22 protein-coding genes are annotated in these 25,659 nt (G+C 61.9%); 3 read left to right on the top strand and 19 right to left on the bottom strand.

Features of this window, described 5'->3' with window-relative positions:
* Positions 1-82 precede the first annotated feature (82 nt).
* The 3 genes from YH63_RS12985 to YH63_RS12975 form a co-directional block, all read right to left on the bottom strand.
* Positions 83-1,648 carry a 2-isopropylmalate synthase gene (locus YH63_RS12985; RefSeq protein ID WP_046827242.1) on the bottom strand — a complete coding sequence of 522 codons (1,566 nt, stop codon included), beginning with the start codon at positions 1,646-1,648 and terminating at the stop codon, positions 83-85.
* A gap of 407 nt (positions 1,649-2,055) precedes the next feature.
* Complete coding sequence (locus YH63_RS12980; protein ID WP_046829538.1) at positions 2,056-2,667, bottom strand: hypothetical protein; 612 nt, start codon at positions 2,665-2,667, stop codon at positions 2,056-2,058.
* A 107-nt stretch (positions 2,668-2,774) separates the two neighbouring features.
* Positions 2,775-3,743, bottom strand: coding sequence for a polyphosphate kinase 2 family protein (locus YH63_RS12975; RefSeq protein WP_046827243.1), 969 nt, complete (start codon positions 3,741-3,743; stop codon positions 2,775-2,777).
* A 103-nt stretch (positions 3,744-3,846) separates the two neighbouring features.
* On the opposite strand from YH63_RS12975, the gene YH63_RS12970 reads away from it, so the two are divergent.
* Together YH63_RS12970 and YH63_RS12965 are read left to right on the top strand one after the other, a co-directional pair.
* Positions 3,847-4,632 carry an ATP-binding cassette domain-containing protein gene (locus YH63_RS12970; RefSeq protein WP_046829539.1) on the top strand — a complete coding sequence of 262 codons (786 nt, stop codon included), beginning with the start codon at positions 3,847-3,849 and terminating at the stop codon, positions 4,630-4,632.
* The gene (locus YH63_RS12965; RefSeq protein WP_046827244.1) at positions 4,629-6,191 is read left to right on the top strand and encodes an ABC transporter permease/substrate-binding protein; all 1,563 of its coding nucleotides are present in this window, start codon (positions 4,629-4,631) and stop codon (positions 6,189-6,191) included. Before YH63_RS12970 ends, YH63_RS12965 begins: the two co-directional genes overlap by 4 nt.
* 120 nt (positions 6,192-6,311) lie before the next feature.
* Here the strand turns inward: YH63_RS12965 and YH63_RS12960 are convergent, their stop codons facing one another.
* The 8 genes from YH63_RS12960 to miaA form a co-directional block, all read right to left on the bottom strand.
* Positions 6,312-8,048 carry an LTA synthase family protein gene (locus YH63_RS12960; protein WP_052753821.1) on the bottom strand — a complete coding sequence of 579 codons (1,737 nt, stop codon included), beginning with the start codon at positions 8,046-8,048 and terminating at the stop codon, positions 6,312-6,314.
* An 18-nt stretch (positions 8,049-8,066) separates the two neighbouring features.
* Positions 8,067-9,788, bottom strand: a complete 1,722-nt coding sequence (locus YH63_RS12955; protein WP_046827245.1) for a sulfatase-like hydrolase/transferase — start codon at positions 9,786-9,788, stop codon at positions 8,067-8,069.
* 298 nt (positions 9,789-10,086) lie between these two features.
* On the bottom strand, positions 10,087-11,106 hold the full coding sequence (gene ilvC / locus YH63_RS12950; RefSeq protein ID WP_046827246.1) for a ketol-acid reductoisomerase: 1,020 nt from the start codon (positions 11,104-11,106) through the stop codon (positions 10,087-10,089).
* Between the two features lie 142 nt (positions 11,107-11,248).
* Positions 11,249-11,854, bottom strand: coding sequence for a LysE family translocator (locus tag YH63_RS12945; RefSeq protein ID WP_046827247.1), 606 nt, complete (start codon positions 11,852-11,854; stop codon positions 11,249-11,251).
* Between the two features lie 4 nt (positions 11,855-11,858).
* Complete coding sequence (locus YH63_RS12940; RefSeq protein WP_046827248.1) at positions 11,859-12,731, bottom strand: EamA family transporter; 873 nt, start codon at positions 12,729-12,731, stop codon at positions 11,859-11,861.
* 19 nt (positions 12,732-12,750) lie between these two features.
* Positions 12,751-13,293, bottom strand: coding sequence for an acetolactate synthase small subunit (gene ilvN, locus YH63_RS12935; RefSeq protein WP_046829541.1), 543 nt, complete (start codon positions 13,291-13,293; stop codon positions 12,751-12,753).
* A 17-nt stretch (positions 13,294-13,310) separates the two neighbouring features.
* Entirely contained in the window at positions 13,311-15,089 is a 1,779-nt protein-coding gene (locus YH63_RS12930) for an acetolactate synthase 3 large subunit (RefSeq protein ID WP_046827249.1), read from the bottom strand.
* A 222-nt stretch (positions 15,090-15,311) separates the two neighbouring features.
* A complete protein-coding gene (miaA, locus tag YH63_RS12925) occupies positions 15,312-16,301 on the bottom strand; it encodes a tRNA (adenosine(37)-N6)-dimethylallyltransferase MiaA (protein WP_046827250.1) in 990 nt (329 codons plus the stop codon).
* Positions 16,302-16,310: 9 nt separating this feature from the next.
* On the opposite strand from miaA, the gene serB reads away from it, so the two are divergent.
* A complete protein-coding gene (serB, locus tag YH63_RS12920) occupies positions 16,311-17,204 on the top strand; it encodes a phosphoserine phosphatase SerB (RefSeq protein ID WP_046827251.1) in 894 nt (297 codons plus the stop codon).
* A 132-nt stretch (positions 17,205-17,336) separates the two neighbouring features.
* Here the strand turns inward: serB and YH63_RS12915 are convergent, their stop codons facing one another.
* From YH63_RS12915 to YH63_RS12875, 8 genes are all read right to left on the bottom strand, one after another.
* Complete coding sequence (locus YH63_RS12915; protein ID WP_046829542.1) at positions 17,337-18,854, bottom strand: DegQ family serine endoprotease; 1,518 nt, start codon at positions 18,852-18,854, stop codon at positions 17,337-17,339.
* Positions 18,855-19,025: 171 nt separating this feature from the next.
* The gene (locus YH63_RS12910; protein ID WP_046827252.1) at positions 19,026-19,226 is read right to left on the bottom strand and encodes a DUF2065 domain-containing protein; all 201 of its coding nucleotides are present in this window, start codon (positions 19,224-19,226) and stop codon (positions 19,026-19,028) included.
* Positions 19,227-19,268: 42 nt separating this feature from the next.
* Positions 19,269-20,168 (bottom strand): protease modulator HflC, encoded by a 900-nt coding sequence (hflC, locus tag YH63_RS12905; protein WP_046827253.1) that lies wholly within the window; start codon positions 20,166-20,168, stop codon positions 19,269-19,271.
* On the bottom strand, positions 20,165-21,301 hold the full coding sequence (gene hflK / locus YH63_RS12900; protein ID WP_046827254.1) for an FtsH protease activity modulator HflK: 1,137 nt from the start codon (positions 21,299-21,301) through the stop codon (positions 20,165-20,167). Before hflK ends, hflC begins: the two co-directional genes overlap by 4 nt.
* Positions 21,302-21,483: 182 nt before the next feature.
* Positions 21,484-22,020 carry a dihydrofolate reductase gene (locus tag YH63_RS12895; protein WP_083992568.1) on the bottom strand — a complete coding sequence of 179 codons (537 nt, stop codon included), beginning with the start codon at positions 22,018-22,020 and terminating at the stop codon, positions 21,484-21,486.
* A complete protein-coding gene (locus YH63_RS12890) occupies positions 22,017-22,811 on the bottom strand; it encodes a thymidylate synthase (RefSeq protein ID WP_046827255.1) in 795 nt (264 codons plus the stop codon). Before YH63_RS12890 ends, YH63_RS12895 begins: the two co-directional genes overlap by 4 nt.
* Positions 22,812-23,010: 199 nt before the next feature.
* The gene (locus YH63_RS12880; RefSeq protein ID WP_046827256.1) at positions 23,011-23,997 is read right to left on the bottom strand and encodes a tripartite tricarboxylate transporter substrate binding protein BugD; all 987 of its coding nucleotides are present in this window, start codon (positions 23,995-23,997) and stop codon (positions 23,011-23,013) included.
* Between the two features lie 143 nt (positions 23,998-24,140).
* Positions 24,141-25,655: a tripartite tricarboxylate transporter permease gene (locus YH63_RS12875; RefSeq protein WP_046827257.1), complete on the bottom strand. Its 1,515-nt coding sequence runs from the start codon at positions 25,653-25,655 to the stop codon at positions 24,141-24,143.
* Positions 25,656-25,659: the final 4 nt, after the last annotated feature.

Below are 25,659 nucleotides of genomic sequence, written 5' to 3'. Positions count from 1 at the left end.
TAGCGAGGGAAAGCGTGCTGCAACGCAAAACGCGGCGCATCGGACGATGCACCGCGTTCTGTTGGTTTAGACGAATAAGCGATCAGTGGCCTGCGGCGGCCACCGCAGGCGTGTCACGCTGCTTTTTCATGACGATCTTGTTCAAGGCGCTGAGATACGCCTTCGCCGAAGCCACCAGCGTGTCAGGATCCGCAGCGCGTGCCGTGACGGAACGTCCGTCCTGTGACAGCCGCACCGACACCTCAGCCTGCGCATCGGTTCCGGCGGTCACCGCGTGCACCTGATAGAGCTCCAGCTTCGCTTCATTCGGCACCAATGACTTGATGCAGTTGAACGTCGCGTCTACCGGACCGTTGCCCTCGGCTTCCTCGATTTTGATTTGACCTTCGATGTCGAGCTTCATCGTTGCGCGCTGCGGTCCATGCGTGCCGGCAATCACCGTCAAGGATACGAGATGAATCCGATCGTGCGAATGAGCAATCTCCTGATCGACCAGCGCTTCGATGTCCTCGTCGTAGATATCCTTCTTGCGGTCGGCCAGCGCCTTGAAGCGCACGAAGGCATCTTCCAGCTGGTTGCTGGCGAGCTTGTAGCCCATCCCCTCCAGCTTGTGGATGAAGGCATGGCGGCCGGAATGCTTGCCCATCACCAGCGAGGTCTGCTTTACGCCGACAGTCTCCGGCAGCATGATCTCGTAGGTCTGGGCGTTCTTGAGCATACCGTCCTGATGGATGCCGCTCTCGTGCGCGAAGGCATTGCGCCCGACGATGGCCTTGTTGTACTGCACCGGGAACGATGTCGCCGCAGCCACCGACTTCGATGCTCGCGTCAGCATCGTGGTGTCGATGTTGTTCCAGTATGGCAACTTGTCGTTGCGCACGCGCATCGCCATCACGACTTCCTCGAGCGCGGCATTGCCCGCACGCTCGCCGATGCCGTTGATGGTGCATTCGATCTGCCGCGCACCCGCACGTACACCGGCCAGCGAATTCGCCACCGCCATGCCAAGGTCGTTGTGGCAATGGACCGAGAACACCGCCTTGTCGGAATTCGGCACCGTTTCGCGCACGCGCTTGAACAGATCGTAGTATTCTTCCGGCACACTATAGCCGACGGTATCCGGGATGTTGATGGTGGTCGCACCGGCCTTGATCGCCGATTCCACGCAACGGCACAGGAAGTCGAATTCCGTGCGAGTGCCGTCTTCCGACGACCACTCGACGTCATCGGTGTGGTTGCGCGCCCGGGTGACCTGCGAGATCACCAGCTCATGCACATCCGCCGGCTCCATCTGCAACTTGTATTTCATGTGCACCGGCGAGGTGGACAGGAAGGTGTGGATGCGGCCGCGGCGCGCCGGGCGGATCGCTTCGGCGCAGCGGTCGATGTCCTTGTGGGCCGCGCGGGAGAGGCCGCAAACCACCGCATTCTTCGTGCGCTTCGCGATTTCGCGGACGGCTTCGAAGTCGCCGTCCGAGGCGATCGGAAAACCAGCCTCGATAATGTCGACGCCCATGGAGTCGAGCAGATCCGCGACTTCGAGCTTTTCCTCGAAGGTCATGGTCGCGCCGGGGCACTGTTCGCCGTCACGCAACGTGGTGTCAAAAATAACGACGCGGTCCTTGTCGGACTTGCTCGCGGTGGTCATGGGAAAAATCCTTTGGTCAGATGCGCCACTTCAGGACGCTCGGGTTTCGGTGCTGTCTTCGAACCCCTGAGTGCCCAGGCGCAAACGCCCAGACGGCCCTCAGGGGCAGATAAGAAGCAGAAGCCCGCCAAGAAGGGACGAAATCGCAGCAGCAGGGCGCGCGTCGAGGCCGGCGGCAAATGCCCCCGTGTCCTGCTGTCCCTGAATGCCGCCGCGAATCATCGATTCAGTCCCCGAAAAACGCATACTCGGCCCAAAACCGTTGACGGATGGTTGCCGAAGCGTCTGGTACGGCCGTTTCTAGACGAGAAAGGCAAGGTCCCGCAACGCCAAAGATTGGTCAGGAAAGCTGCCCTATCTGCGCGGGCATATCGCCGGCCTCGGAGGAAGGACCGAGGCTGGGCGGCTTAGAGCTTTCGTTGCGCGTAGGTGTCACGCTTGGAATCTGCGCCAAGCAAGGCATGTCGCAGGCCCTTCACGGTCGTCGTGATCTTTGCCCAGCCGCAGGACAAGGCGTCACCTTTGCAGACATCCTTAGGAACGCGTGGGCGACTGACGGGAGCGGGTTGCTTCGCAGCGACCTTCGGTTGCGCCTGCTTCTGATCGCCGACAGGCTTCATTTGATTGTTGATCGCCGCGATTGCCTGCCCGGCATCTGCAACTTCGATGGGAGTTTCCCGGTTCGTTTCGAGATAGGCCAGATATTCCTGATCCATCCGCTTGAGTTCTTGCGGCGTCGGATTAGGACCGGCGATGTCGAAGTGACGGTTCTGCATGAAATCAAAGTACGTGTAACCGCCGCCGGGTTTGCGGCGACCAGCAAATTTTGAATCGCATTCCGAAATGATCTTCGCCTGGGCGTCCTTCGACAGACCGGGTTGTTCCGCGCTCTGAGAACACGCCTCGAAGTCCTTCGGCGCGTAAATCTTCCACCACTCGGCATGCGCCCGCATCGGACTCGACGCAACGCCGAGGCCGGTCAAGAGAACCAACAAAACAACCGTGCGCAGATTAGCCACCAAGGAATCCTCACCCGCCTGCATAATATTTCCAGCAGGCCCGGTCTGCAACCCACGATGTGCATACTGTGAATTGCGGGGGCGGGTCGATATGGGTCGTATTCCGGTTAAACAGTTCCCTTTGAGGTTCCCGAAGCCTTTGCTTTGGGCACACGAACCGGGGCCCGTCCCTCTCGCTCGAGCGCGACCTTCACTTTTTTCAATTCCCCGGCGTCGCTCTTGTCCACCTCGGGAAATTTCAGGTTTAGCTTTTCCATCGCACTGACGATGGCCGAACTGATGACGACGCGGGCAAACCATTTGTGGTCGGCGGGCACGACAATCCACGGCGCGTGCTTCGCCGATGTGTGGTGGATCAGATCCTGATACGCCGCCTGATACCTGTCCCACAGCTTGCGCTCGGCCACATCGCCCAGCGAGAACTTCCAATTCTTTGCCGGCTCTTCGAGGCGATCGAGAAACCGCTGGCGCTGCTCCTCCTTCGAGATATTGAGAAAGAACTTCAGGACCAGCGTGCCGTTGCGCGCGAGGTATTTCTCGTACGCCGCAATATCCTCGAAGCGTTCGTGCCAGATGTTCTTGGTCACCAGCTCCGGCGGAATCCGCTGCTTATCCAGAATTTCCGGATGCACGCGGACCACCAGCAGTTCTTCATAATAAGAACGGTTGAAGATGCCGATACGCCCACGTTCAGGAGTACACTTCGATGTGCGCCACATGAAATCGTGGTCGAGCTCCTTCGTGGACGGCTGCTTGAACGAATAGACCTGACAGCCCTGCGGATTGATGCCCGACATGACGTTTTCGATGGCGCTGTCCTTGCCAGCGGCGTCCATGCCTTGAAAGATCAGCAGGACCGACCAAAGATCCTGCGCATAGAGCTTTTCCTGCAACTCGCGCAGCCTCCCGCGATTGGCATCGACGAGCCCGCGCGCCGCCTCCTTGTCGAGTCCGCCCTTCTCGCCGGGCTTGTGCGCCGTGAGATGAAACTCCTGCGAGCCGTCGACCCGGAACGGGTCCACATAGGACTTCAACTGCCTGGCGCTCGGTTGCGAGGACTTGCCGTTCTTGGCCATGACGAGACATGCTCCGTTGGTCGCGACGACGCTACACGGCAGCCTACCCGTCCGCCAGTGCCGGGCCGTCGACAGGTCGATATCGATGGTCCATCATGACGGCATGATCAACGCCGCGCCCGCCATCGCCTACGAGAATGTCGGCAAGAGCTTCGAGCAGGGCCGCATAAAGGCCGTTGACGAGGTTTCGCTCAATGTGGCCGCAGGAGAATTTCTCGCGGTGGTCGGCGGCTCCGGCTCCGGCAAGACCACGCTGCTGCGGCTGGCCAACCGACTGATCGCTCCCGACAGTGGCACCGTCAGCGTGCAAGGCAATGACGTGCGGAGCGTCGATCCGATCACGCTGCGCCGAAGCATCGGATACGTCTTCCAGAGCGGCGGGCTGTTTCCGCACATGACCGTCGCCGGCAATATCGGCATTACGCCGCGGTTACTGGGAACGCCCCCACAAGAAACTTCAGCGCGCGTCGATGAACTGACCGATCTGGTGCGGCTTGAACGCTCACACCGCAACCGGTTTCCACATGAGCTGTCCGGCGGCCAACAGCAACGCGTCGGCGTGGCGCGCGCCTTGGCGGCGAAGCCAACCATCGTGTTAATGGACGAGCCGTTCGGCGCGCTCGATCCCCTTACCCGCGATGCCCTTGGGGAGGACTATCGCGCGCTCCATCGCAGCCTCGGCCTGACCACGGTGATGATCACCCATGACATGACCGAGGCGCTGTTGCTCGCGGACCGCGTTGCGGTGATGAGCGCCGGCCGTCTGGTCGCACAAGGCACAGCACAGGAGCTGTCGAAAAGCACGGATGCCTATGTCGGCGAATTGCTCAATACACCGCGGCGTCAGGCGGAGCGGCTGAAGGAATTGCTGCCGAAGGACCCGGCATGAATATCTTGTCCGATCCGCGCTGGAGCGATGCGCTGACACGGCTGCCGGACTATCTCGGCAGCCATGTCCGCGTCAGCCTCGCTGCTCTGGCGCTCGGGCTCATCATCAGCTTTCCGCTGGCTCTGATCGTCCGGCGGCAACCTGTACTGCGCGACATCGTGCTCGGCATCGCCAGCGTCGTGCAGACCGTGCCCGGCCTCGCGCTGCTCGCGCTGTTCTATCCGCTGCTGCTCGCGCTGGCAGGCCTGTCGCTGCAATGGTTCGGCCACGGGTTTTCGGCATTCGGATTTCTGCCATCGGTACTCGCGCTCGCGCTCTACAGCATGCTGCCGGTGTTGCGGAACACCATCACCGGATTGCAGGGCATCGATCCGGCGATCATCGAAGCGGCGGAAGGCGTCGGCATGACGCAGCGGCAATCGCTCACCATGGTCGAGCTTCCGCTGGCACTGCCAGTGATCATGGCCGGCATCCGGACCGCCGCGGTCTGGGTCATCGGCACCGCGACGCTCTCCACCCCGATCGGCCAGACGAGTCTGGGCAATTACATCTTTGCAGGATTGCAGACCCAGAACTGGGTGTTCGTGCTGTTCGGTTGCGTTGCAGCCGCAGCCTTGGCGCTGGCGGTCGATCAGTTGCTGGCGCTGATCGAAGGTGGCGTGCGCTTGCACAGCCGCCCGCGTATAGTTCTCGGCTGCCTCGGTCTCGCCGCGCTGATCGCCGCGACCCTGATGCCGTCAATGGCCCGCGCAAAGACGAACATCATCGTCGGCGCCAAGACCTTCACAGAGCAGTACATCCTCTCGTCACTGATCGCACAGCGCCTGCAGGCGGCGGGGCTGGCGGCCAGCCCGCGCGAAGGCCTCGGCTCCAACGTGATCTTCGAAGCGCTCGCATCCGGCGACATCGACGTCTATGTCGACTATTCCGGGACGCTCTGGGCCAATCAGCTCAAGCGCACCGAGATTAAACCCCGCAAGGAGTTGCTGAGCGATCTGGCGACAACGCTCAAGGACAAGTACGGCATTTCCCTGCTCGGCGAACTTGGCTTCGAGAATGCCTATGCACTGGTGATGCCGCGCAAGCGCGCCGAGGAACTCGGCATCAGCACCATCGCCGATCTCGCGCCCCGCGCGTCATCGCTGTCGATCGCAGGCGACTATGAGTTTTTCTCGCGGCCGGAATGGACGGCCCTGCGCCAAAGCTACGGCCTGCTATTCCGGCAGCAGCGGCAGATGCAGCCGGACTTCATGTATGCGGCGGTGGCGTCCAGCGAGGTCGACGTGATCGCGGGCTACACCAGCGACGGGCTGATCGCGAAATACGATCTCGTCGTGCTCGGCGATCCGAAATCGGCGATCCCGCCCTATGACGCCATCGTTCTTCTCTCGCCAAAGCGCGCCGGAGACCAGGCGCTGCGCGATGCGTTGCAGCCGCTGCTCGGAAAGATCGATATCGCCACCATGCGCGAAGCCAACCTGCGCGCGGCGAACGGCGACAGCACCAGCTCGCCAGATGCAGTTGCGCGATGGCTGTGGGAGAGGGTTTCGAGGAAATGACCCGTCATCCTGAGGTGCGAGCGCTTGCGAGCCTCGAAGGATGATTGCTCGAAATCCGCCGTCGCCCTTCGAGGCCTCCGCTTCGCTACGGCACCTCAGGGTGACGACAAATGCGGTTGCCTAAAGGTTCTTAACGAACCCAGCGTCGATCAGCAGGCGATTGAACCGCTTGGCTTCCGCGCCTTCCTTGCAGGTATAGAACAGGCCCTTGCAGCGGAGCATGATCTTCTTCTGCTCGGCGAACGTGGAATCGAGCGGAATACCCGCCGCCTCCTGAACCGCAAGCGGCAGATAGGCCGCGTCGAGTGTTTCCAGCGCCGACGACATGTCCGGCTTGTAGTTAAGCGCGTCGATCGCATAGTAGGTTTTGTAATAGCGCAGATCGTGCGTCATGATGCGGTTTGCCAGCATCGCCTGTGGCAGTTTCGGCTCCAGCAGCTTCTGGGAGATCGCCGGCTGATGATCCCCGAAACGCACCAGCAGGAACGGATCATCCGGGTAGTCGGCCTTCAGCCGCGCGACGAAGGTGGCGTAGTCCGCCGCCGTCATCGCCTGACGGCGGATGTACTCGTCTACTTCAGCAGTGTTGCCCGGTGCTGTCCAGCTCGCTGGCGTCAGATCCGGCCGGTAGCTCGTCGTCCAGGGGAAGTGATTGGCCGTGAGGTAGACGAGCACGAACATCGGCTGATCGGCTTTGCGCTCGCGCGCGATCAACTGCAACGCCTGATCGAAATAGAATCTGTCGGGCTGCATGTCCTCGCTGACGCCCATGTCGGCCATGTCGATGAACTTGTCGATCCCGGCGGATGTCTGGAAGCTCCGCGCGCTGAGGAAATCGCCGTAGGTCGGATACAGCGAGAACGTCCGGTAGCCGCAGCGCTGCAAGGCCTGCGGCAACCCGCGCGAAATCTTGCCCGCCGCGATCCGCGTGACATAGAACTTGAGCTTGCCGAACGACCGCGCCGACAGGCCGGTCAGAACATTGAACTCGGTGTACCAGGTCGGCCCACCGGCGGATTCCGCGATGAACGACCGCTGCCGTCCGTCCGCCGACTTGAAGAAATCACGATAATTCTCCGGCACCTTGATGCCGGGCGCGGCGCTGATGTCGAAGCTGGACTCGTCCAGCACCATGACGATGTTCGGCCGCTTGGCGCCCGGTGCACATTCCGTCTCAATCTGCGACGCTTGCGCGGACCCGATCATGTTCGGCGGATCGGCTTCGATCCAGCCCGTCGATGTCAGGTGCGACACCGACACGACGCCGGATCGCGCCAGGTTCGAGATATGATTGACGCCCTGGAACGGTTCCCACGGCTGCTCGGGATAGATCACCGACAGTCCTGCGATCAGCGCGACACAGGCCGTCGCACCAGCCGCGGACACCGCGCGGCGAATACGGAACGGATCGGCGCGCCAGATCAGCCAGATCACCGGCACAGCGATGACTGCGAGCAGAAAGGACAGCGTCTTCAGTTGCGGGAAGATCGAATGCAGAAACGAAAACGTGTCGCGATCGATAATGAGAAAGTCCAGGAACGTCAGCGTGAGCTGCGTGATCCCGTATTTGAACTGCGACAGCGTAATCAGGATCGCAACCACAGCCAGCGACAGCGCCGCGGAAATACCCGGTCGGCGCAGCACGATCAGCGACATGAAATTCAGCAGCGCCCATGTCAGCAGCGCCAGCGTCATCGCGAACGGGCCGTATTCGACCGATGCCAGAAGATAGACGGCAGCCAGATGCATCGCGGCGATCAGCGCCACGCGCAGGAACCAGAGCCATCCCCCCTCTCCGAGCGGCTTCAATAGAAGCCGGTGCTTGCTGCGCTGGATCAATGTCGTGACGTTTGACATGAAGCGGGTCCGTTGCGGCTAAAGGTTCTTGATGAACCCGGCGTCGATCAGCAGGCGATTGAAGCGCCGCGCCTCCGCACCGTCCTTGCAGGAATAGAACAGCCCCTTGCAGCGGAGCATGATCTTCTTCTGCTCCTCGAACGACGGATCGAGCGGGATACCGGCAGCGTCCTGAACAACCAGCGGCAGATAGGCCGCGTCGATGGTTTCCATCGCAGTCGGACTGCCGACGGGTTTGAAGTTGACGGAATCGATGGCGTAATAGGTCGCGAAATAGCGCGGGTCATAGACCATCAGCCGTTTTGCAATGTCATCCTCGGTCAGATTCGGTTCGATGATGAGCGATGAGAATTCCGGCTGGTGATCGCCATAACGCACGATCAAGAATGGCTCGGTGGGAAACTGCTTCTTCAGCTTCGCAACGAACGCGTTGTAGTCCTGCGCGCTCATGGTCTGGCGGCGCAGGTATTCATCGATCTTCGGCTCGTTGCCAAGAGTGCGCCATGCCGGCGTCTGCTCCGGGCGGAAGGTGGATACCCACGGGAAGTGATTGGCGCCGAGATAGACATACATGAAGACCGGCGTGCCCTGCTTTTCCTGCGACAGCAGCCGGACTGCGTTGTCATAGAAGAAGGCGTCGGTCTCGATACCTTTCGCGCCGAGATCGCGTGCGTCGTAGAATTTCTGGATGCCGGTGGTGGTCTGGAAACTGCGCGCGCTCATAAACGCGCCATAGGCAGGATAGAGTGATACGGTGCTGTAGCCACAGCGGCGCAACGCCAGCGGCAGCCCACGCTCGACCCGGCCCGACGCGATGCGGGTCACGAAATACGAAAACCTTCCGAACGAGCGCGACGAAAGGCCGGTCAGCACATTGTATTCCGTCAGCCAGCTCGAGCCACCGTTGCTTTCGGCGAGAAACTTTCGCACCTTGCCGTCGCCAGAAACGAAATGCCTTCCATAACCGGCAGGCACCTTGATCTGCGGCGCCGAGCGGATGTCGTAGCTCGACTCGTCGTGGATCATGATGATATGCGGGCGCCGCCCTGCCGGATGGCACGCTTCTTCCAGGGGAAGCTTCAGACGCTCGAGCGCGACCGCATCGGATTCCATGAACCCGCCATTGGCGAAATCGGACACCGCGATCACGCCGGAGCGCGCGAACTTCGAGATATAATTGTCTGCGTAGTATCCGCGCCAGTCCTCCTGCGGCCACGTCAGCGAACAACCCGCAAGTCCCGCGATGCAGGCGAGCGCCGTGACCGCCGCCGGCAGCCGGCGGATGCGAAACGGATCGAGCCGCCACAGCGCCACCATCAGCGGGACGATCAGCAGCGCTGAAATCACCGCGGACCAGCGCAGGCTCGGGAAGATCGTGAACAGGAACGCGACGCTGTCGCGGTCGATCATCATGAGATCGACGAAGTTCACGGTCATTTGCACGATGTCGTGCTTGAGGCGCGACAGCAGTACGAGCACAACGATCATCGTCAGCGACAGCGCACCGGACAGCGCAGGTCGCCGCAGCAGCGCAATCCACGAAAAATTCAGCGCGCCCCAGCACAATAGGAAGACCAGACGCGAGCCAAAATCCGTTTCGGTTTGCAGCAGAACGCCGAGGGCCGCGAGATGCGGCATCGCCACCGCGAGAAGCCGCCAGTACCCGACAGGCGCAAGGGTGCCCGTAACCGCGCTTGCGGGAGGCAGCGTAGGCGGCACTGAGGTCGGCGGGGGCAACATTGCCTTTGACGCGAACTACACCCGGCACTGTGCTGACGCCTTTGCTGGCGGCGGCCAGGAGGCAAACCGTGCGGCCGGTAACCGCGACGTGTCACAAAACCGTAGTGTAACCGTCATACGCCTGCAACTTGATCTTTAGCCGCAGGGGTTTACCGGGGCTGTTCAGCGCCTGTTCAGCCCCGGGACCGGTACTGGAGCTGCGATCCGGCCTAGGCGCCCCGCAACGAAAACGGGGCCGCGAAGGCGGCCCCGTTAACGAATGCTTGCTGCCTGTCCCCGTTTGCGGGGAACCGGACGATCAGTTCTTGGTCTTGTCGACCAGGGCGCCCTTCTTGATCCACGGCATCATGTCGCGGAGCTTGGCGCCGACCGCCTCGATGTCATGCTCGTTGGCACGGGCGCGGGTCGCCTTGAACGATGCCTGGTTGACCTTGTTCTCCAGCATCCAGTCGCGGGTGAACTTGCCGGACTGAATGTCGGCCAGCACGCGCTTCATCTCGGCCTTGGTCTCGGCGGTGATGATGCGAGGACCGGTGACGTATTCGCCGTACTCTGCGGTGTTGGAGATCGAGTAGTTCATGTTGGCGATGCCGCCTTCATAGATCAGGTCGACGATCAGCTTCAGTTCGTGCAGGCACTCGAAGTACGCCATTTCTGGCGCGTAGCCGGCTTCAACCAGCGTCTCGTAGCCAGCGCGGATCAGTTCAACCGTGCCGCCGCAAAGAACGGCCTGTTCGCCGAACAGATCGGTCTCGCACTCTTCCTTGAAGGTGGTCTCGATGATACCCGCACGGCCGCCGCCGATGGCGGAGGCGTAGGACAATCCGAGATCGTGGGCATTGCCCGACGAGTCCTTGCTGATCGCGATCAGGCACGGCACGCCGCCGCCGCGCTGATACTCGGAGCGCACGGTGTGGCCCGGGCCCTTCGGCGCGACCATCAGAACGTCGAGGTCGGCGCGCGGATCGATCAGGTTGAAATGCACGTTGAGGCCGTGCGCGAACAGCAGCGCCGCGCCCTGCTTCATGTTGTCGTGCAGGTGATCGCGATAGATGTCGCCCTGCAGTTCGTCTGGCGTCAGCATCATCATGACGTCGGCCCACTTCGCGGCCTCGGCGACTTCCATCACCTTGAAGCCGGCGGCTTCGGCCTTCTTGGCGGTGGCGGAACCCTTGCGCAGAGCAATGGCCACTTCCTTTACGCCGGAGTCCTTCAGGTTCAGCGCGTGGGCATGGCCCTGGCTGCCGTAGCCGACGATGACCACCTTCTTGCCCTTGATCAGGTTCAGGTCGGCGTCGCGATCGTAATAAACACGCATTTTCGTTTTCCTTCGATTGGCCAAATCACGCGATTTTTCAGATGGGTCGGGCCGGTAAGGCCCGGATGAATTGCCGCCGTTGTGTAGGGCGGCTGGTGCTGCGAGACAAGCCCGCGGGCCCCATTTCTGCAGTGCAACTAAATCAAGGCTCCTTCAGAACGGGGTAGAGCGAGGCCAGCAGAAGCAAGGCCATAACAACGTTGAAAATACGCACCGCCCGGGGGGACTTCACCAGCGCCTGCAGCGAGGTGCCGAGCAGCACCCAGGTCAGCGACGAGCCCAGCCCGATCAGGAACAGCAGGATCGAGAGCGCCGCGATGTTCAGCGGATAGGCGGCGATGGCCGCATAGGCGGTAATCGCGCCCACCGCGATCACCCAGCCCTTGACGTTGACCCACTGGAACATCGCAGCTCCAAGGAAGGTCATCGGCTTCCCCTCCCCGGCTCCGCCGGTATCCGCCGGACCCGACAGCGCGATCATGACCGCGAGGTAGATGAGATACGCCGCACCGGCATATTTCAGGATGGTATGCAGCACCGGATAGGCCGCGAACACAGCGCCGAGGCCGAGCCCGATCACGGCGACCAGAAACGAAAAGCCGATGGTAACGCCTGCGACATGGGGCAACGTCCGGCGGAAACCGTAGTTCAGGCCGGATGCCATCAGCATGATGTTGTTCGGCCCCGGCGTGAACAGCGCGGCGGAAGCGAAAGCGATGAACGCGATGGCAAGCTGCTGGGAGATCATGAGATCAGGCCACTTCAACGAGGGGCGGCGGACGACGCGAAAGCAACATGACGGCAATGCCCAGCACGACAACGATCATGCCGGTCAGGCGCAACGGACCAAAGGTCTCGCCGAACACGATACTCGATGCCCCGGCGCCGAAGAAGGGCACCAGCAGCGCGAACGGCACCACCTGCGCAGCTGAGTATCTGCCTAGCAGCCGGCCCCAGATCCAGTAGCCCAGCGTCGTCCCGAGCAGCGCCAGCGCCAGCACACACGAAGCCGCCAGAAGCGACATGTGCGTCAGCGCGTGCCACGTGACGGCAGGCCCTTCGACAGTGAGCAGGATTACCAGCAGCGGCAGCATCGCCAGCAGGCCGATCCACGCGAACAGATCGACCATCGACACGTCCTGCGCGCGGCGCAGGAGCAGATTGGACACCGCAAAGCTGACCGGTGCGGTCATCGATATCGAAAACGCCCAGACACTGAAATCATAACCGACGGTGAAACAGATCAGCAGCAACCCGCACATTGCGATCGCGATGCCAAGCACTTGAAGCCGCGTCGGCAGCTCGCGCAGGAAGATGGCCGCGAAAGCCACCGTGAACAGTGCCTGGCTCTGCACGATCACCGCAGTCAACCCGGCCGGCACGCCATGGGCCAGGCCATAGGTCTGCGCCAGAAATTGCGCCACCAGCAACCAGCTGATCGCGACAATCAGTCCCCATGACAGCTTCGGACGCGGCAGGAACAGGCAGGGCAGCGCCGTGATGCCGAAGCGCAGCGCCGTCAGCAGCGTCGCCGACATCTCGTCGACCGCAAACCGGGTCGCCACGAAGCCAACTCCCCAGATGACGGCCACAGCGACCGCCAGCGCGATATCGATTGGTTTCATGGGATGAAGATGTGCGCGTTTACGTTCCGTCCGGTCCGCGCGCGATTGCGGCGACGCCGGTCCGCGATACCTCGACGAGACCGAGCGGAATCATCAGGTTGATGAACTGATCGATCTTGGCGGTGCCTCCGGTGATCTCGAACACAAAGCTCTCGGTGGTGGCATCGATCACGCGGGCGCGGAACGCTTCCGACAGCCGCAGCGCTTCCATCCGCAGATCGCCGGTCCCCTTGACCTTCACCATCGCCAGTTCGCGCTCGATGGCGCGGCCGGTGAGCGTCATGTCGACCACGCGATAGACCGGGATCATGCGGTCGAGCTGGTGCTTGATCTGCTGGATTACCATCGGCGTACCGGTCGTCACGATGGTGATCAGCGACATATGCTTGGCATGTTCGGTTTCCGACACCGTGAGACTGTCGATGTTGTAACCGCGGCCGGAAAACAGGCCGATCACACGCGCAAGCACGCCCGGCTCGTTCTGCACGAGCACGGACAACGTATGCGTCTCGTTAGGATCGTGACGATCCTCCATAAAGTAGGCGGATGCGGGCTGTTCCATTGTCTCTGCTTTCATCGTCACACCAGCGCCTTGCCGCCGGCGAACGCCGCGGTCGTTGCTTCTTCGTTTGCTTCCGCAGGAAGCAACATCTCGTTATGGGCCTTGCCCGATGGAATCATCGGGAAGCAGTTTTCCAGCGCCGCAACACGGCAGTCGAACAGCACCGGCTTCTTGACCTTGATCATTTCGTTGATCGCGCCGTCGAGATCGCCGGGCTTGATCACCTGGAGCCCGACGCAACCGAACGCATCGGCGAGCTTGACGAAATCCGGCAGCGCTTCCGAATAGGAATGCGACAACCGGTTGCCGTGCAGCAGCTGCTGCCACTGGCGCACCATGCCCATGTACTGGTTGTTGAGGATGAAAATCTTGATCGGAAGTTCGTACTGAACCGCGCTCGACATCTCCTGCATCGTCATCTGCACCGAGGCATCGCCCGCGATGTCGATCACGAGGCTGTCCGGGTGAGCCACCTGCACGCCCAGCGCCGCCGGCAGGCCGTAGCCCATGGTGCCGAGACCGCCGGAGGTCATCCAGCGGTGCGGCTCCTCAAAGCCGAAAAACTGCGCTGCCCACATCTGATGCTGACCGACTTCCGTCGTGATGTAGGTGTCATGATTTCTGGTCAGCTCGAAGAGCCGCTGAATTGCATACTGCGGCAGGATGATGTCGTCGTTCTTCTTGTAGGCCAGCGAATTTCGCGCGCGCCAGCGTCCGATCTCGAACCACCACGGGTCGATCTTCGGCTTTTGGGCCTCGGCCTTGAACACCGTCAGGATGTCGCCCAGCACATTGGCGACATCCCCGATGATCGGCACATCGACGCGGATGTTCTTGTTGATCGACGACGGATCGATGTCGATGTGGATCTTCTTCGAGTTCGGCGAGAACGCGTCGGTGCGGCCGGTGATGCGGTCATCGAAGCGCGCGCCGATGCACAGCATCACGTCGCAATCGTGCATCGCCATGTTGGCTTCGTAAGTGCCGTGCATGCCCAGCATGCCGAGCCAGTTCTTGCCCGACGCCGGATACGCGCCGAGCCCCATCAGCGTCGACGTGATCGGAAAGCCGGTGACCTCAACCAGTTCGCGCAGCAGCTTGGAGGCTTCGCGGCCGGAGTTGATGACACCGCCACCGGAATAGATCACCGGACGCCGCGCCGAAGCAAGCAACGCCACAGCCTTGCGGATCTGCGCGGCATCGCCCTTCACGCGCGGATTGTAGGAAATATGCACGTCCGATTTGCGCGGCGGATGATAGGTGCCGGTCGCGAACTGCACGTCTTTCGGCACGTCCACCACCACCGGGCCGGGTCGGCCCGTGGTCGCGACGTAGAACGCTTCATGCAGCACTTGCGGCAAATCCTCGATCCGGCGCACCAGCCAGTTGTGCTTGGTGCAGGGCCGCGTGATGCCGACCGTGTCGCATTCCTGAAACGCGTCGTTGCCGATCAGATGGGTGGGGACCTGTCCGGTGATGCAGACCAGCGGGATCGAGTCCATCAGCGCGTCGGTCAGCGGCGTGACCATGTTGGTGGCGCCAGGACCGGACGTCACCAGTGCAACGCCCGGCAGACCGGTGGAGCGGGCGTAGCCCTCCGCCGCATGGCCTGCGCCCTGCTCGTGCCGCACCAGAATGTGCTCGACGTCGCTCTGCTGGAAGATCTCGTCGTAAATCGGAAGCACCGCGCCGCCCGGGTATCCGAAGATATGCTTGACCCCGTGATCCTTGAGCGCGCGTACGATCATCGCCGCGCCGGTCATCTGGTTGGGATCGTGTGCCTTGCTGTCACTCATGGTTCGCTCCGGGGCGCTTGTCGCGCAGATTGGTCGAGGCTTCCGAAAATAAAAAAGGGCCCGAGAGGACCCTTCGCACACCGCCTTGTCGTGGGTAGCCGTCAGCTACCCCCAGCGGTGCGCCAGGGTACGACGATAATAAGGAGGCTGGTAACTTTATTGCGCATTATCGTCTTCGAGTTTCCAAAGGTTGCGCGGGTTATACGATCCAAATACTGAAAGTCAAGCCCGCGCTTGGTCAGTGGAGCTTAGCCGTTTCCTCGCGTTTGGCGAGAGCGAAAGTGCGTGGGTGAGCCATTCGCGGGCCGCATCGGGGGCGACCCATTCAAACTCTCCCAACTGGTGCCTGAACCAGGTGAACTGCCGCTTGGCGTAATGGCGGGTGTCGGTCTGGCCGATCTCGATGGCCTTCTCGCGCGTGATGTCCCCCGCGAGATACCGGATCATTGCCGGCACGCCATGCGCCTTCATCGCCGGCAGGATCGGATCGAGCTTGCGCGCCGCCAGCGCCGCAACCTCGTCCAGCGCGCCGCCATCGAACATCATTGTGAAGCGATGGTCGATACGGGCGTAGAGTTCGTTACGGTCCGGCGCGAGAAAAACGGCTTTGATCCCTTCGGGCTCAAGCAGCGGCGGAAGTCCCTCATTGTGCCAGTCCGGCAGCGTGCGGCCGGTGGCTTCGATCACTTCCAGCGCCCGCGCGACGCGTGCGCTGTCACGCGGCTTGAGCTTGTCGCCCGAGACCGGATCGCGCCGCGCCAGTTCCGCATGCAGCGCCTCGACACCATCCCGTTCCATCCGTGCGCGCACACTGTCACGCACCTCCTGCGGAATCGGCGGCACCGCCGACAGGCCGCGGGTCAGCGCCTTGAAGTACAATCCGGTGCCACCGATGAAGATCGGCAGGCGATTGGTCGCCCTCGCCTCCGCCAGCACCGCTGCGGCATCCGTCACCCATGACCCGGCCGAGCAGTTCACCGCAGCGTCGCAGTAGCCATATAGCCGGTGCGGGACGCGCGCCTCTTCGTCCGGCGTCGGCCGCGCCGTGATGATCCGCAGGTCGCGATAAACCTGCATGGAATCGGTATTGATGACGACGCCGCCGGTCGCTTCCGCAAGGGCGAGCGCCAGCGCCGACTTGCCGCTGGCCGTCGGCCCTGCGATAAGCACGGCCTTGGTGCCGCCGCTGCCCTCCACGCCATCTTTCAACATCGAGCCGTCATGTCTCTCGTCGTCACACTGATCTGCAATCCCGCCGAGCCCGAACTCGACTCGACCGCGATCGATGCCGCACGCGCCGCGCTGCCGTCGCCCGAACATGGCGACTGGCTGTTCGAAGGCGTCGCCGCCGATATCCGCTTTAGCAGCACCGACGACATTCGCACAATTTCAGACCGGCTGCGCGAGGCCCTCAACGGCATCCGCGCCGATGTCGTGGTGCAGCCGCAGCTCGACCGGCGCAAGAAGCTGCTGCTGGCGGACATGGATTCAACCATGATCGGCCAGGAATGCATCGACGAACTCGCCGACTTCGCGGGTCTCAAGGCGCACGTCGCCGCGATCACCGAGCGCGCCATGCGCGGCGAGATCGAATTCGAGCCGGCGCTGCGCGAGCGCGTCGCGCTGCTGAAGGGTCTTCCGGTCACAGTGGTCGATGAGGTCCTCAAGAGCCGCATCACGCTGACGCCGGGCGCGGTCGAACTGGTCCGCACCATGCGCGCGCACGGCGCCTATACATGCCTCGTCTCGGGCGGCTTCACGCTGTTCACCAAACGCGTCGCTGAGCTGGTCGGATTTCAGGAAAACCGCGCCAACGAACTGTTGACCGAGAGCGGCAAGCTGACCGGACAAGTCGCCGAGCCGATCTTGGGACGCGAGGCGAAGCTCGCGACGCTGGTGGATTTGCGTGAGTCCTTCGACCTCGACAATCTGGATACGCTCGTGGTCGGCGACGGCGCCAACGATCTCGGCATGATCGAGCAGGCCGGCGTCGGCGTCGCCTATCACGCCAAGCCAGCGGTTGCCGCAGCGGCCGGCGCACGGATCGATCACGGCGATCTCACCGCGTTGCTCTACATGCAGGGCTACAAGCGCAGCGAGTTCGTGGCAGGCTGATCGTTATCGGCGTCGCCGCGGCCATCACATTTTTGCAACCAGAAACGCAAATGCCCGGCACAAAGCCGGGCATTTTTTGGTCGCAACCAGATTCCAGAGCATGCACTAGGCGTGCTGCGGAACGTCGCCGCGTTACTTCACCGCCAGAGCGACGAAGCGCAGTTCGCCGGAACCATTCGACACCAGAAGCAGCACGGACTTCTTGCCGTCCTTCTTCAGCTGGTCGATGCGCTTTTTCACGTCGGTGGCGTTAGTCACGGCCTCCTGCGCGACTTCGACGATCACGTCGCCGGCGCTGAGGCGCTTCTCGGCCGCATCGGACCCGCTATCGACGCCGGTGACGATCACGCCCTTGACGTTGTCCTTGATCTTGTAGCGCGTCCGCAGATCCTTGCTGAGACCGGCGAGATCGAGGCCGAGCGCCTTCTGCGTCACCGGCTTTTCGGATTCAACCGGGCTGGTGGTCTTGGCTGAGGCTTCGACCGCCTTCTCGCCGTCGTCGAGACGTCCGAGCGTGACCTTCCGTGTTTCTTCCTTGCCCTTGCGGATGATGACTACGTCTACCGCCTTGCCGACCGGCGAGTCGGCCACGGCGCGCGGAAGATCCTTCATCTCCTTGATGTCCTTGCCGTCAAACTTGACGACGACATCACCGGGCTCGATGCCGGCAGGCTTGGCCGGACCCTTATCGTCGACGCCGGCGATCAGCGCACCGCGCGCAGGCTTGATGCTGAGGCTCTCGGCGATTTCGTCCGTGACCTGCTGGATGCGGACGCCGAGCCAGCCGCGGCGCACTTCCTTGAACTGACGCAGTTGGTCCACCACCGCCATCACGGTCTTCGACGGCACGGCGAAGCCGATGCCGATCGATCCGCCTGACGGCGAGATGATCGCTGTGTTCACGCCGATGACTTCGCCGTCGAGATTGAACAGCGGGCCGCCGGAATTGCCGCGATTGATCGAGGCGTCGGTCTGAATGTAGTTGTCGTAGGGACCCGAATTGATGTCGCGGTTGCGCGCCGACACGATGCCGGCAGTGACCGTGCCGCCGAGGCTGAACGGATTGCCGATCGCGATCACCCACTCGCCGAGACGCAGGTTCTCGGAATTACCAAACTTCACCGCAGTGATCTTCTTCTCCGGCGGCGTGAACTTCAGGACCGCAAGATCGCTCTTCTTGTCCTTGCCGATCACTTCAGCCTTGATCTTCGTGCCGTCGTTGAGAATGACGTTGATCTCGTCGGCGTCGGCAATCACATGGTTGTTGGTGACCACGGTGCCGTCGGCGTCGATGATGAAGCCGGAACCCAGCGAATTCACCTTGCGCGGCGCGCCGCCCTTGGAGTCCGGGCCGCCGCGGCGATTCTTGAAGAACTCATCGAAGAATTCGCTGAACGGCGAATCCGGCGGCAGTTGCGGATTGGCCCCACGCCGGTTGTTGCCGCGCTCGTCGCCCTTGTCGCCATCGTTGTTCTTGGCGTCGACGGTCTGCGACGTGGAAATGTTGACGACCGCGTCGATCACCTTCTCAGCGACGTCGGCGATGCCGTCCGGCCCGCGGGCCAGCGCCGGCGTCGCAACGAGGGCGAAACCGACAGCCGCGGCAAGCGGCAGTACGCGGCGGCTCAATGCTTGAAACGCATCGGACATGGTCGAAAAGTCTCCTGAAAAGAGGCGGATCATTTGGCTCTAGATTGCGCCTGAAAGCGATGGGTGCGCAAGCACCGCCGTTGAGCGGAATTCCAGCGATCAACCGATGGGATTGCGGCGAAAAGCCGGCTTTGCGTCTCACAACGCTGTCAGCTGGCTTTTGGGATCAGCCTAATGCCGCACCAGCCAGATCAGCAGCAGGCCGACCACCGCCGAGACGAGCCCGACGGCGCGCAGGATGTTGTCGGGCGAGGACAGCGCGCTTTTCATCGCCGAACGCATCCAGTTCGGGAGCGCCGTGAACAGCAAGCCCTCCAGAACCAGCATGATCCCGACCCCGACCAGAAGGTCACCGTATCCAATTGACCTCATACGGCGACGACTCCTGCCTGATCGCGCGCTTCCAGCCGCATCTTAGCGGGCAGAACCATTGGCGGCGGCGGGCTTGCCCGTCGGATTGGCGAAATAGCGGAAGAACTCCGAGTCCGGCCGGAGCAGGAAGCGGGTGTCGTTGTTCTTCAAACTGTTTTCATAGGCGGACATCGAGCGGTAGAACGTGAAGAAATCCGGGTCCTGTCCGTAAGCTTCAGCGAACAGCCGGTTGCGTTCTCCATCGCCCTCGCCCCGAACTTTCTCGGATTGAGAATTGGCCTCGGCGACAATGACCGTTGCTTCACGGTCGGCCTTGGAGCGGATTTCCTGTGCCCGCTGGCCGCCCTGTGCGCGGAACTCCGCTGCCTCTCGCTGGCGCTCGGTCTGCATGCGTTGATAGACGGCCTGGCTGTTCTGCTCCGGCAGATCGGCACGGCGGATTCGCACATCGACCACGGCGATGCCGTAGCTCGTGGCCTCACGATCGAGTTGGTCGCGAATTCTTGCCATCAGAACATCGCGCTCATCCCGGACAACCTGGATGAAGGGCACCTCGCCAAGCACGCGCCGCAGCGACGAGTTGAGCAGCGTGGTGAGCTGAATGTTGGCCGCCTGGATCGAACCGAGGGTTTGATAGAACCGGAGCGGATCCTTGATCCGATAGCGCGCGAATGCATCGACCACGAGTCGCTTCTGGTCCGACGCGATCACTTCCTGCGAGGGGTTCTCAAGGTCGAGTATCCGCTTGTCGATGCTGATGACGGAATCGATGAACGGAACCTTGAAGTTCAGACCTGGTGTAGTGACCACGCGCACCGGCTCGCCGAGACGTACAAGCAGAACCTGCTGCGTCTCGCTCACAGTGAACAGTGAGCTGTAGCCGACAACGATGGCGACCAGCAGAACGAAAAGAGCAACGATACCTGCGATGCCGTTTTTCATCGGGTGCTCCCGCCCTGTTGTGGCGCAGCCGGCGGCGTGCGACGTCCGATTTCATTCAATGGCAGATAGGGAACCACACCAGATCCGTTCGCGCCCTGGTCGAGCACGAGCTTGTCGGCTCCGCCGAGAATCTTTTCCATCGTTTCAAGGTAGATCCGCTCGCGTGTCACGTTAGGAGCCTTCTTGTAGGCTTCGTAGACACTGAGAAAGCGCGAACTTTGACCCTTGGCTTCGGCGACGACCTGCTCGCGGTAGCCTTCCGCAACCTGGAGAATCTGCGCCGCGCGACCGCGCGCGTCGGGAACGACACGATTTGCATAGGTCTGAGCTTCGTTCTGTAAGCGCTCGAGGTCGGCGCGGGCCGCCTGCACGTCGCGGAACGAATCGATCACCTGCGACGGCGGGTCGACCTTCTGCATCTGAACCTGCTGAATCAGGATACCGGAGCCGTAGCTGTCGAGCGTCTTCTGCATCAGATCGAGCACCGCGGCTTCCGTCGTGGTGCGCGCGCCGGTGAGGATCGGCTGGATTTGCGAACGGCCGATGATGTCGCGCATGGCGCTTTCGGCAACCGCCTTCACGGTGCCTTCCGGATTCTGGATGTTGAACAGGAAGTTGCCGACGCCGTCAGGCTTGATACGCCACAGCACGGTGAAATCCACGTCGACGATATTCTCGTCGCCGGTCAGCATCAGGCTTTCTTCGGGAACGTCGCGAATGGTGGTGCCGCCGCCGCGGCGCGAGTCATCGACCACACGCATACCGATGCTGAGGGTCGAAACACGCAGCGCCTTCGGGAGCAGCACGGTTTCGATCGGATAAGGCAGATGATAGTTCAGACCCGGCTGCACCGTGCGGACATGCTTGCCGAAACGCAGCACGACACCGAGTTCTTCGGACTGCACGCGGAAGAAGCCCGACAGCCCCCAGATCGCCAGTGCGGCGACCAGAACCAGCGCGATGCCCATGCCGCTGAAGTTTCCTCCCGGCAACATGGTCTGGAGCTTGTCCTGTCCACGGCGCAGAAGATCCTCAAGATCGGGCGGTCTCGGTCCGGGCGATTGCGGTCCGGAGCCCCAGGGACCCTTCGGACCAGAGCCCCATGGGCCTCCGCCTTGATTCTTCCACGGCATCGTTAGTCTCCTCCGCGCGAAAGCTCGCGCTCCGCAAACTCTTGGGGCCTTATAGGGGACGCGCCCTATCCTTACAACGCAGGACACCAGCTCTGAAGAGCTATGATGCAGGGCAAATTTGTCAATGCGAACATCATGATCGCGGTTAATGGCGCGATCTGCGGCACTATGAGACACGGGCGTTAGCCGCGACGCTTATATGTCACGTAGGAGAAATCGGCCGTATCGCCGTCTGATTTGGCATGCGACGTACGTGCCACTTGTTCCCATTCCACCGGCTCAAACGGTTGCAAAAGCGTGTCGCCTTCAGGCCTGGCGTGAACTTCGGTGATCTCCAGCCGGTCAGCCTTTTTCAACCATTGCTTAAAAATCTCGGCGCCGCCTATCACCATAATCTCAGTGACGAAACGCCGCAGCGCATCGCCCCGCGCGATATCGTGCGCGGCATCGAGCGAGTTTGCAACAACAACCCCGGATGCCTGAAACGATTTGTCACGCGTCACGACAATGTTAGTGCGACCCGGCAGCGGACGGCCGATCGAGGCGAACGTCTTGCGGCCCATGATGACCGGCCGGTTCAGCGTAATTGCCTTGAAGCGCTTGAGATCGGATTTGAGATGCCAAGGCATCGCATTGTCGCGGCCGATGACGCCGTTTTCCGCGACTGCGACGACGAAAACGATGTGCGGATGTGAAGCGGTCGGCACCGGCGCGGTCACACCGCGACCTCAGCCTTGATGTGCGGATGCGGGTCGTAATTCTCGAGCGTGAAGTCTTCGTAGCGGAACGAGAAGATATCCTTCACGTCGGGATTGATCTTCATGGTCGGCAACGGACGCGTGGGACGCGTAAGCTGCAGCCGCGCCTGCTCGAGATGGTTCGAATAAAGATGCGCATCGCCAAGCGAATGCACAAAATCGCCGGGCTTCAGTCCGGTGACCTGCGCCACCATCATCGTCAGCAGCGCATAGGACGCGATGTTGAACGGCACGCCGAGGAACACATCCGCCGAGCGCTGATAGAGCTGACACGACAGTTTTCCGTTGGCGACATAAAACTGAAACAGGCAATGGCAAGGCGGCAGCGCCATCTTGTCAACTTCGGCCGGATTCCAGGCGCTCACGATCAGGCGTCGCGAGTCCGGATTTTTGCGGATCATCTCGATCAGATTTGAAATCTGGTCGATCGTGCCGCCGTCCTGAGCGGGCCAGGAACGCCACTGCGATCCGTAAACCGGGCCAAGGTTGCCGTTCTCGTCGGCCCACTCGTCCCAGATGCGGACGCCATTGTCGTTGAGATATTTGATGTTGGTGTCGCCCGCCAGAAACCACAGCAGTTCGTGGACGATCGATTTCAGATGGAGCTTCTTGGTGGTCAGCATCGGAAAGCCCGACGCCAGATTGAACCGCATCTGATGGCCGAACACGGACAACGTGCCGGTGCCGGTGCGGTCGGTCTTTTTCGCGCCGTCGCTGAGAATCCGCTCAAGCAGATCGTGATACTGGTTCATGGGGCCTGTTTAGCCTGCCGCACGCCGCGATTCGATTTCGGCGAGGCAATTATACCCCGAAAAATGAGGATCGAACCGCACGAGCATGATCCGGAAAAGTGGGAACCGGTTTTCCGAAAAGATCATGCTCCAGTTTGAAAAAACAAGGGGCGGAACTCGCGTCCCGCCCCCGCCAAACTCAGGTTATGTCAGCTGAATCTCAGTTGGAGAGCGGCTTTAGCACCGCCGACCACTTGGTGATCTCGCTATCGACCAGCTTCTTCAGCGAGTCCGGCGTACGTTCGGCAGGCTTCGGAATCACGCTGCCGAGGTCGAGCAACCGCTTGCGGACGCCTTCGTCATCCAGTGCCTTCACAAGCGCGGCATTCAGCTTGGCCACGATCGGAGCCGGAGTGCCCTTCGGCGCGAAGATCGCGTTCCAGGCCTGCGCCTGGAACTCGGGCAGACCGGCCTCCGCGGTCGTCGGAACGTCCGGCAGCGAGGGGTTACGCTCCGGCGTCGCCACGGCGTAAGCCTTGATGGTGCCGCCCTTGACCTGCGGCACGGCGTTGACGATCTGGTCGCACATGTAATCGACCTGGCCCCCGACCAGCGCATTCATAGCCGGGCCGGTGCCGTTAAACGGAACACCGGTCGGGTTGATTTTGAGTACCGAGTCCAGAAGCTGACACGAGCTGTAGGACACCGAGCCGACGCCCGCGTGGGCCGCGTTGAGCTTGTCGGTGTTGGCCTTCACGTAGGTGACGAACTCCTTGAGATCCTTCGGCGGGAAATCCTTCCGGGCGAGGATCAGGATTGGCGTGCCGGCGATCAGACCAACGGCCTCGAAATCCTTGGAAGGATGATAGGCGAGCTTCGGATACAGCGGCACGGACGCAGCGTGGGTGCCCATGTGGCCGGTGATGAGGGTATAGCCATCGGGCGCGGCCTTCGAGGCGCGCGTCGATGCCGTGGTGCCGCCAGCGCCGACCACGTTTTCGATGATGATCGTCTGGCCGAGCGTCTGCTGCATGTGACCGGTCACGATGCGGGCGATGACGTCGGTTGGTCCGCCGGCCGCGAACGGCACGATCATGGTGATGTTGCGCGTCGGATAGTCTTGCGCCTGAGCCGGGCCGATGGCCGCGCCGGAAGCCGCAAGGGCCGCGATCCCGCAGGACGCCAGCATGCGCTTGAGCAGATTCATGAGGGTTCTCCCAGATAAAAACTCTTAAATTCCGAACGGGTTATTCCGTCCAGCAGTGTCAGCATGACCGGGTCAGCCAAGTCTATCCGACTTGCGGCGAGACCCGGGACCGCACGGCGCGGCGCAACGCCGCACCGCGTCTCCTAGTTCTCGGACTCGACGAAAACCTCGTCGCGTTTCTTGCGAAGCGATGGCAACAGCGCAAGGATCAGCAGGATTGCAGCAATTGCCATCAGAGTCGCGGACAGCGGCCGGGTCAGGAAGACCGTCCAGTCGCCACGCGAGATCAACAACGCGCGGCGGAGGTTTTCCTCCATCAGCGGGCCAAGCACCATGCCGAGCAGCATCGGGGCCGGCTCGAAATCGTGCTTCACCAGCCAGTAGCCGACAAGACCGAAAGCGGCGGTCATGACCACGTCCATCGGTGCGTTGTTGACCGAGTAAATACCGATACAGCAGAAGATGACGATGCAGGGAAACAGCAGCCTGTAAGGCACCCGCAGCAGCCGCACCCAGATGCCGACCATCGGCAGGTTGATGATCAGCAGCATCAGGTTGCCGAGCCACATCGAGGCAATCATGCCCCAGACGAGTTCGGGCTGCTTCTGCATCACCTGCGGGCCGGGAACGATGCCGTGAATGGTCATCGCGCCGACCATCAGCGCCATCACGGCGTTGGGCGGAATGCCGAGCGTGAGCAGCGGAATGAACGAGGTCTGCGCCGCGGCGTTGTTGGCGCTTTCGGGCGCAGCCACGCCTTCGATGGCGCCGCGGCCGAAGCGCTCGGGATGCTTCGATATCTTTTTCTCGAACGTGTAGGCGGCGAATGACGCGATCACCGCGCCGCCACCGGGCAGGATGCCGAGGATCGATCCCAGCGTCGTGCCGCGCAGGATGGCCGGAGCGGAATCCTTCAGGTCCTTCTTGGTCGGCATCAGTCCGGAAATCTTCTGCTGCACCAGGCTGCGTTCCATCGACGAGCCAGGATCGAGATTGCGGATGATCTCGGCAAAGCCGAACAGACCCATCGCCACGGTGGCGAAGCCCAGTCCGTCAGCGAGTTCGGGAATGTTGAACGACATGCGCGACGCGCCGGTTTCGATATCGGAACCGACCATTGAGAGCAGCACGCCGAAGGCGATCATCGCGATCGCCTTAAGCACCGAGCCCTTCGCCAGAACGACCGCGAAGATCAGGCCGAGCACCATCAGCGAGAAATATTCGGCGGGGCCGAACGCCAGCGCGAGCTTGGTCAGCGGCGCGCCCAGCAGCGCGATCAGGACGGTTGCGACACAGCCCGCGAAGAACGAGCCGATGGCGGCGATCGCCAGCGCCGGACCGGCGCGGCCCTGTTTGGCCATCTGGAAGCCGTCGAGCGCGGTGACCACCGACCCCGCCTCGCCGGGAATGTTGACCAAGATCGACGTGGTCGAACCGCCGTACTGCGCACCGTAATAGATGCCGGCGAGCATGATGAGCGCGCCGACGGGTGGCAATCCGAATGTGATCGGCAGCAGCATGGCAACGGTCGCGATGGTGCCGATGCCTGGCAGCACGCCGACCAGCGTGCCTACCAGCGCGCCAACGAGGCAAAGACCGAGATTGACGGGCGAGAACGCGACACTGAAGCCGAGCGCGAGATTTGCAAAAATATCCATGAGG

Origin of the sequence: Afipia massiliensis, assembly GCF_001006325.2 — a bacterium.
GTDB classification, from domain to species: Bacteria; Pseudomonadota; Alphaproteobacteria; order Rhizobiales; family Xanthobacteraceae; genus Afipia; species Afipia massiliensis_A.
This window is presented reverse-complemented; position numbering and strand designations above follow the sequence as displayed.

What these genes read in the sequence shown, in the direction of transcription:
- YH63_RS12985 (WP_046827242.1), bottom strand. Translation starts at nt 1,648, where the DNA reads ATGACCACCGCGAGCAAGTCCGACAAGGACCGCGTCGTTATTTTTGAC.
- YH63_RS12975 (WP_046827243.1), bottom strand. Translation starts at nt 3,743, where the DNA reads ATGGCCAAGAACGGCAAGTCCTCGCAACCGAGCGCCAGGCAGTTGAAG.
- YH63_RS12970 (WP_046829539.1), top strand. Translation starts at nt 3,847, where the DNA reads ATGATCAACGCCGCGCCCGCCATCGCCTACGAGAATGTCGGCAAGAGC.
- YH63_RS12965 (WP_046827244.1), top strand. Translation starts at nt 4,629, where the DNA reads ATGAATATCTTGTCCGATCCGCGCTGGAGCGATGCGCTGACACGGCTG.
- YH63_RS12960 (WP_052753821.1), bottom strand. Translation starts at nt 8,048, where the DNA reads ATGTCAAACGTCACGACATTGATCCAGCGCAGCAAGCACCGGCTTCTA.
- YH63_RS12955 (WP_046827245.1), bottom strand. Translation starts at nt 9,788, where the DNA reads ATGTTGCCCCCGCCGACCTCAGTGCCGCCTACGCTGCCTCCCGCAAGC.
- ilvC (WP_046827246.1), bottom strand. Translation starts at nt 11,106, where the DNA reads ATGCGTGTTTATTACGATCGCGACGCCGACCTGAACCTGATCAAGGGC.
- YH63_RS12945 (WP_046827247.1), bottom strand. Translation starts at nt 11,854, where the DNA reads ATGATCTCCCAGCAGCTTGCCATCGCGTTCATCGCTTTCGCTTCCGCC.
- YH63_RS12940 (WP_046827248.1), bottom strand. Translation starts at nt 12,731, where the DNA reads ATGAAACCAATCGATATCGCGCTGGCGGTCGCTGTGGCCGTCATCTGG.
- ilvN (WP_046829541.1), bottom strand. Translation starts at nt 13,293, where the DNA reads ATGGAACAGCCCGCATCCGCCTACTTTATGGAGGATCGTCACGATCCT.
- YH63_RS12930 (WP_046827249.1), bottom strand. Translation starts at nt 15,089, where the DNA reads ATGAGTGACAGCAAGGCACACGATCCCAACCAGATGACCGGCGCGGCG.
- miaA (WP_046827250.1), bottom strand. Translation starts at nt 16,301, where the DNA reads ATGTTGAAAGATGGCGTGGAGGGCAGCGGCGGCACCAAGGCCGTGCTT.
- serB (WP_046827251.1), top strand. Translation starts at nt 16,311, where the DNA reads ATGTCTCTCGTCGTCACACTGATCTGCAATCCCGCCGAGCCCGAACTC.
- YH63_RS12915 (WP_046829542.1), bottom strand. Translation starts at nt 18,854, where the DNA reads ATGTCCGATGCGTTTCAAGCATTGAGCCGCCGCGTACTGCCGCTTGCC.
- YH63_RS12910 (WP_046827252.1), bottom strand. Translation starts at nt 19,226, where the DNA reads ATGAGGTCAATTGGATACGGTGACCTTCTGGTCGGGGTCGGGATCATG.
- hflC (WP_046827253.1), bottom strand. Translation starts at nt 20,168, where the DNA reads ATGAAAAACGGCATCGCAGGTATCGTTGCTCTTTTCGTTCTGCTGGTC.
- hflK (WP_046827254.1), bottom strand. Translation starts at nt 21,301, where the DNA reads ATGCCGTGGAAGAATCAAGGCGGAGGCCCATGGGGCTCTGGTCCGAAG.
- YH63_RS12890 (WP_046827255.1), bottom strand. Translation starts at nt 22,811, where the DNA reads ATGAACCAGTATCACGATCTGCTTGAGCGGATTCTCAGCGACGGCGCG.
- YH63_RS12880 (WP_046827256.1), bottom strand. Translation starts at nt 23,997, where the DNA reads ATGAATCTGCTCAAGCGCATGCTGGCGTCCTGCGGGATCGCGGCCCTT.
- YH63_RS12875 (WP_046827257.1), bottom strand. Translation starts at nt 25,655, where the DNA reads ATGGATATTTTTGCAAATCTCGCGCTCGGCTTCAGTGTCGCGTTCTCG.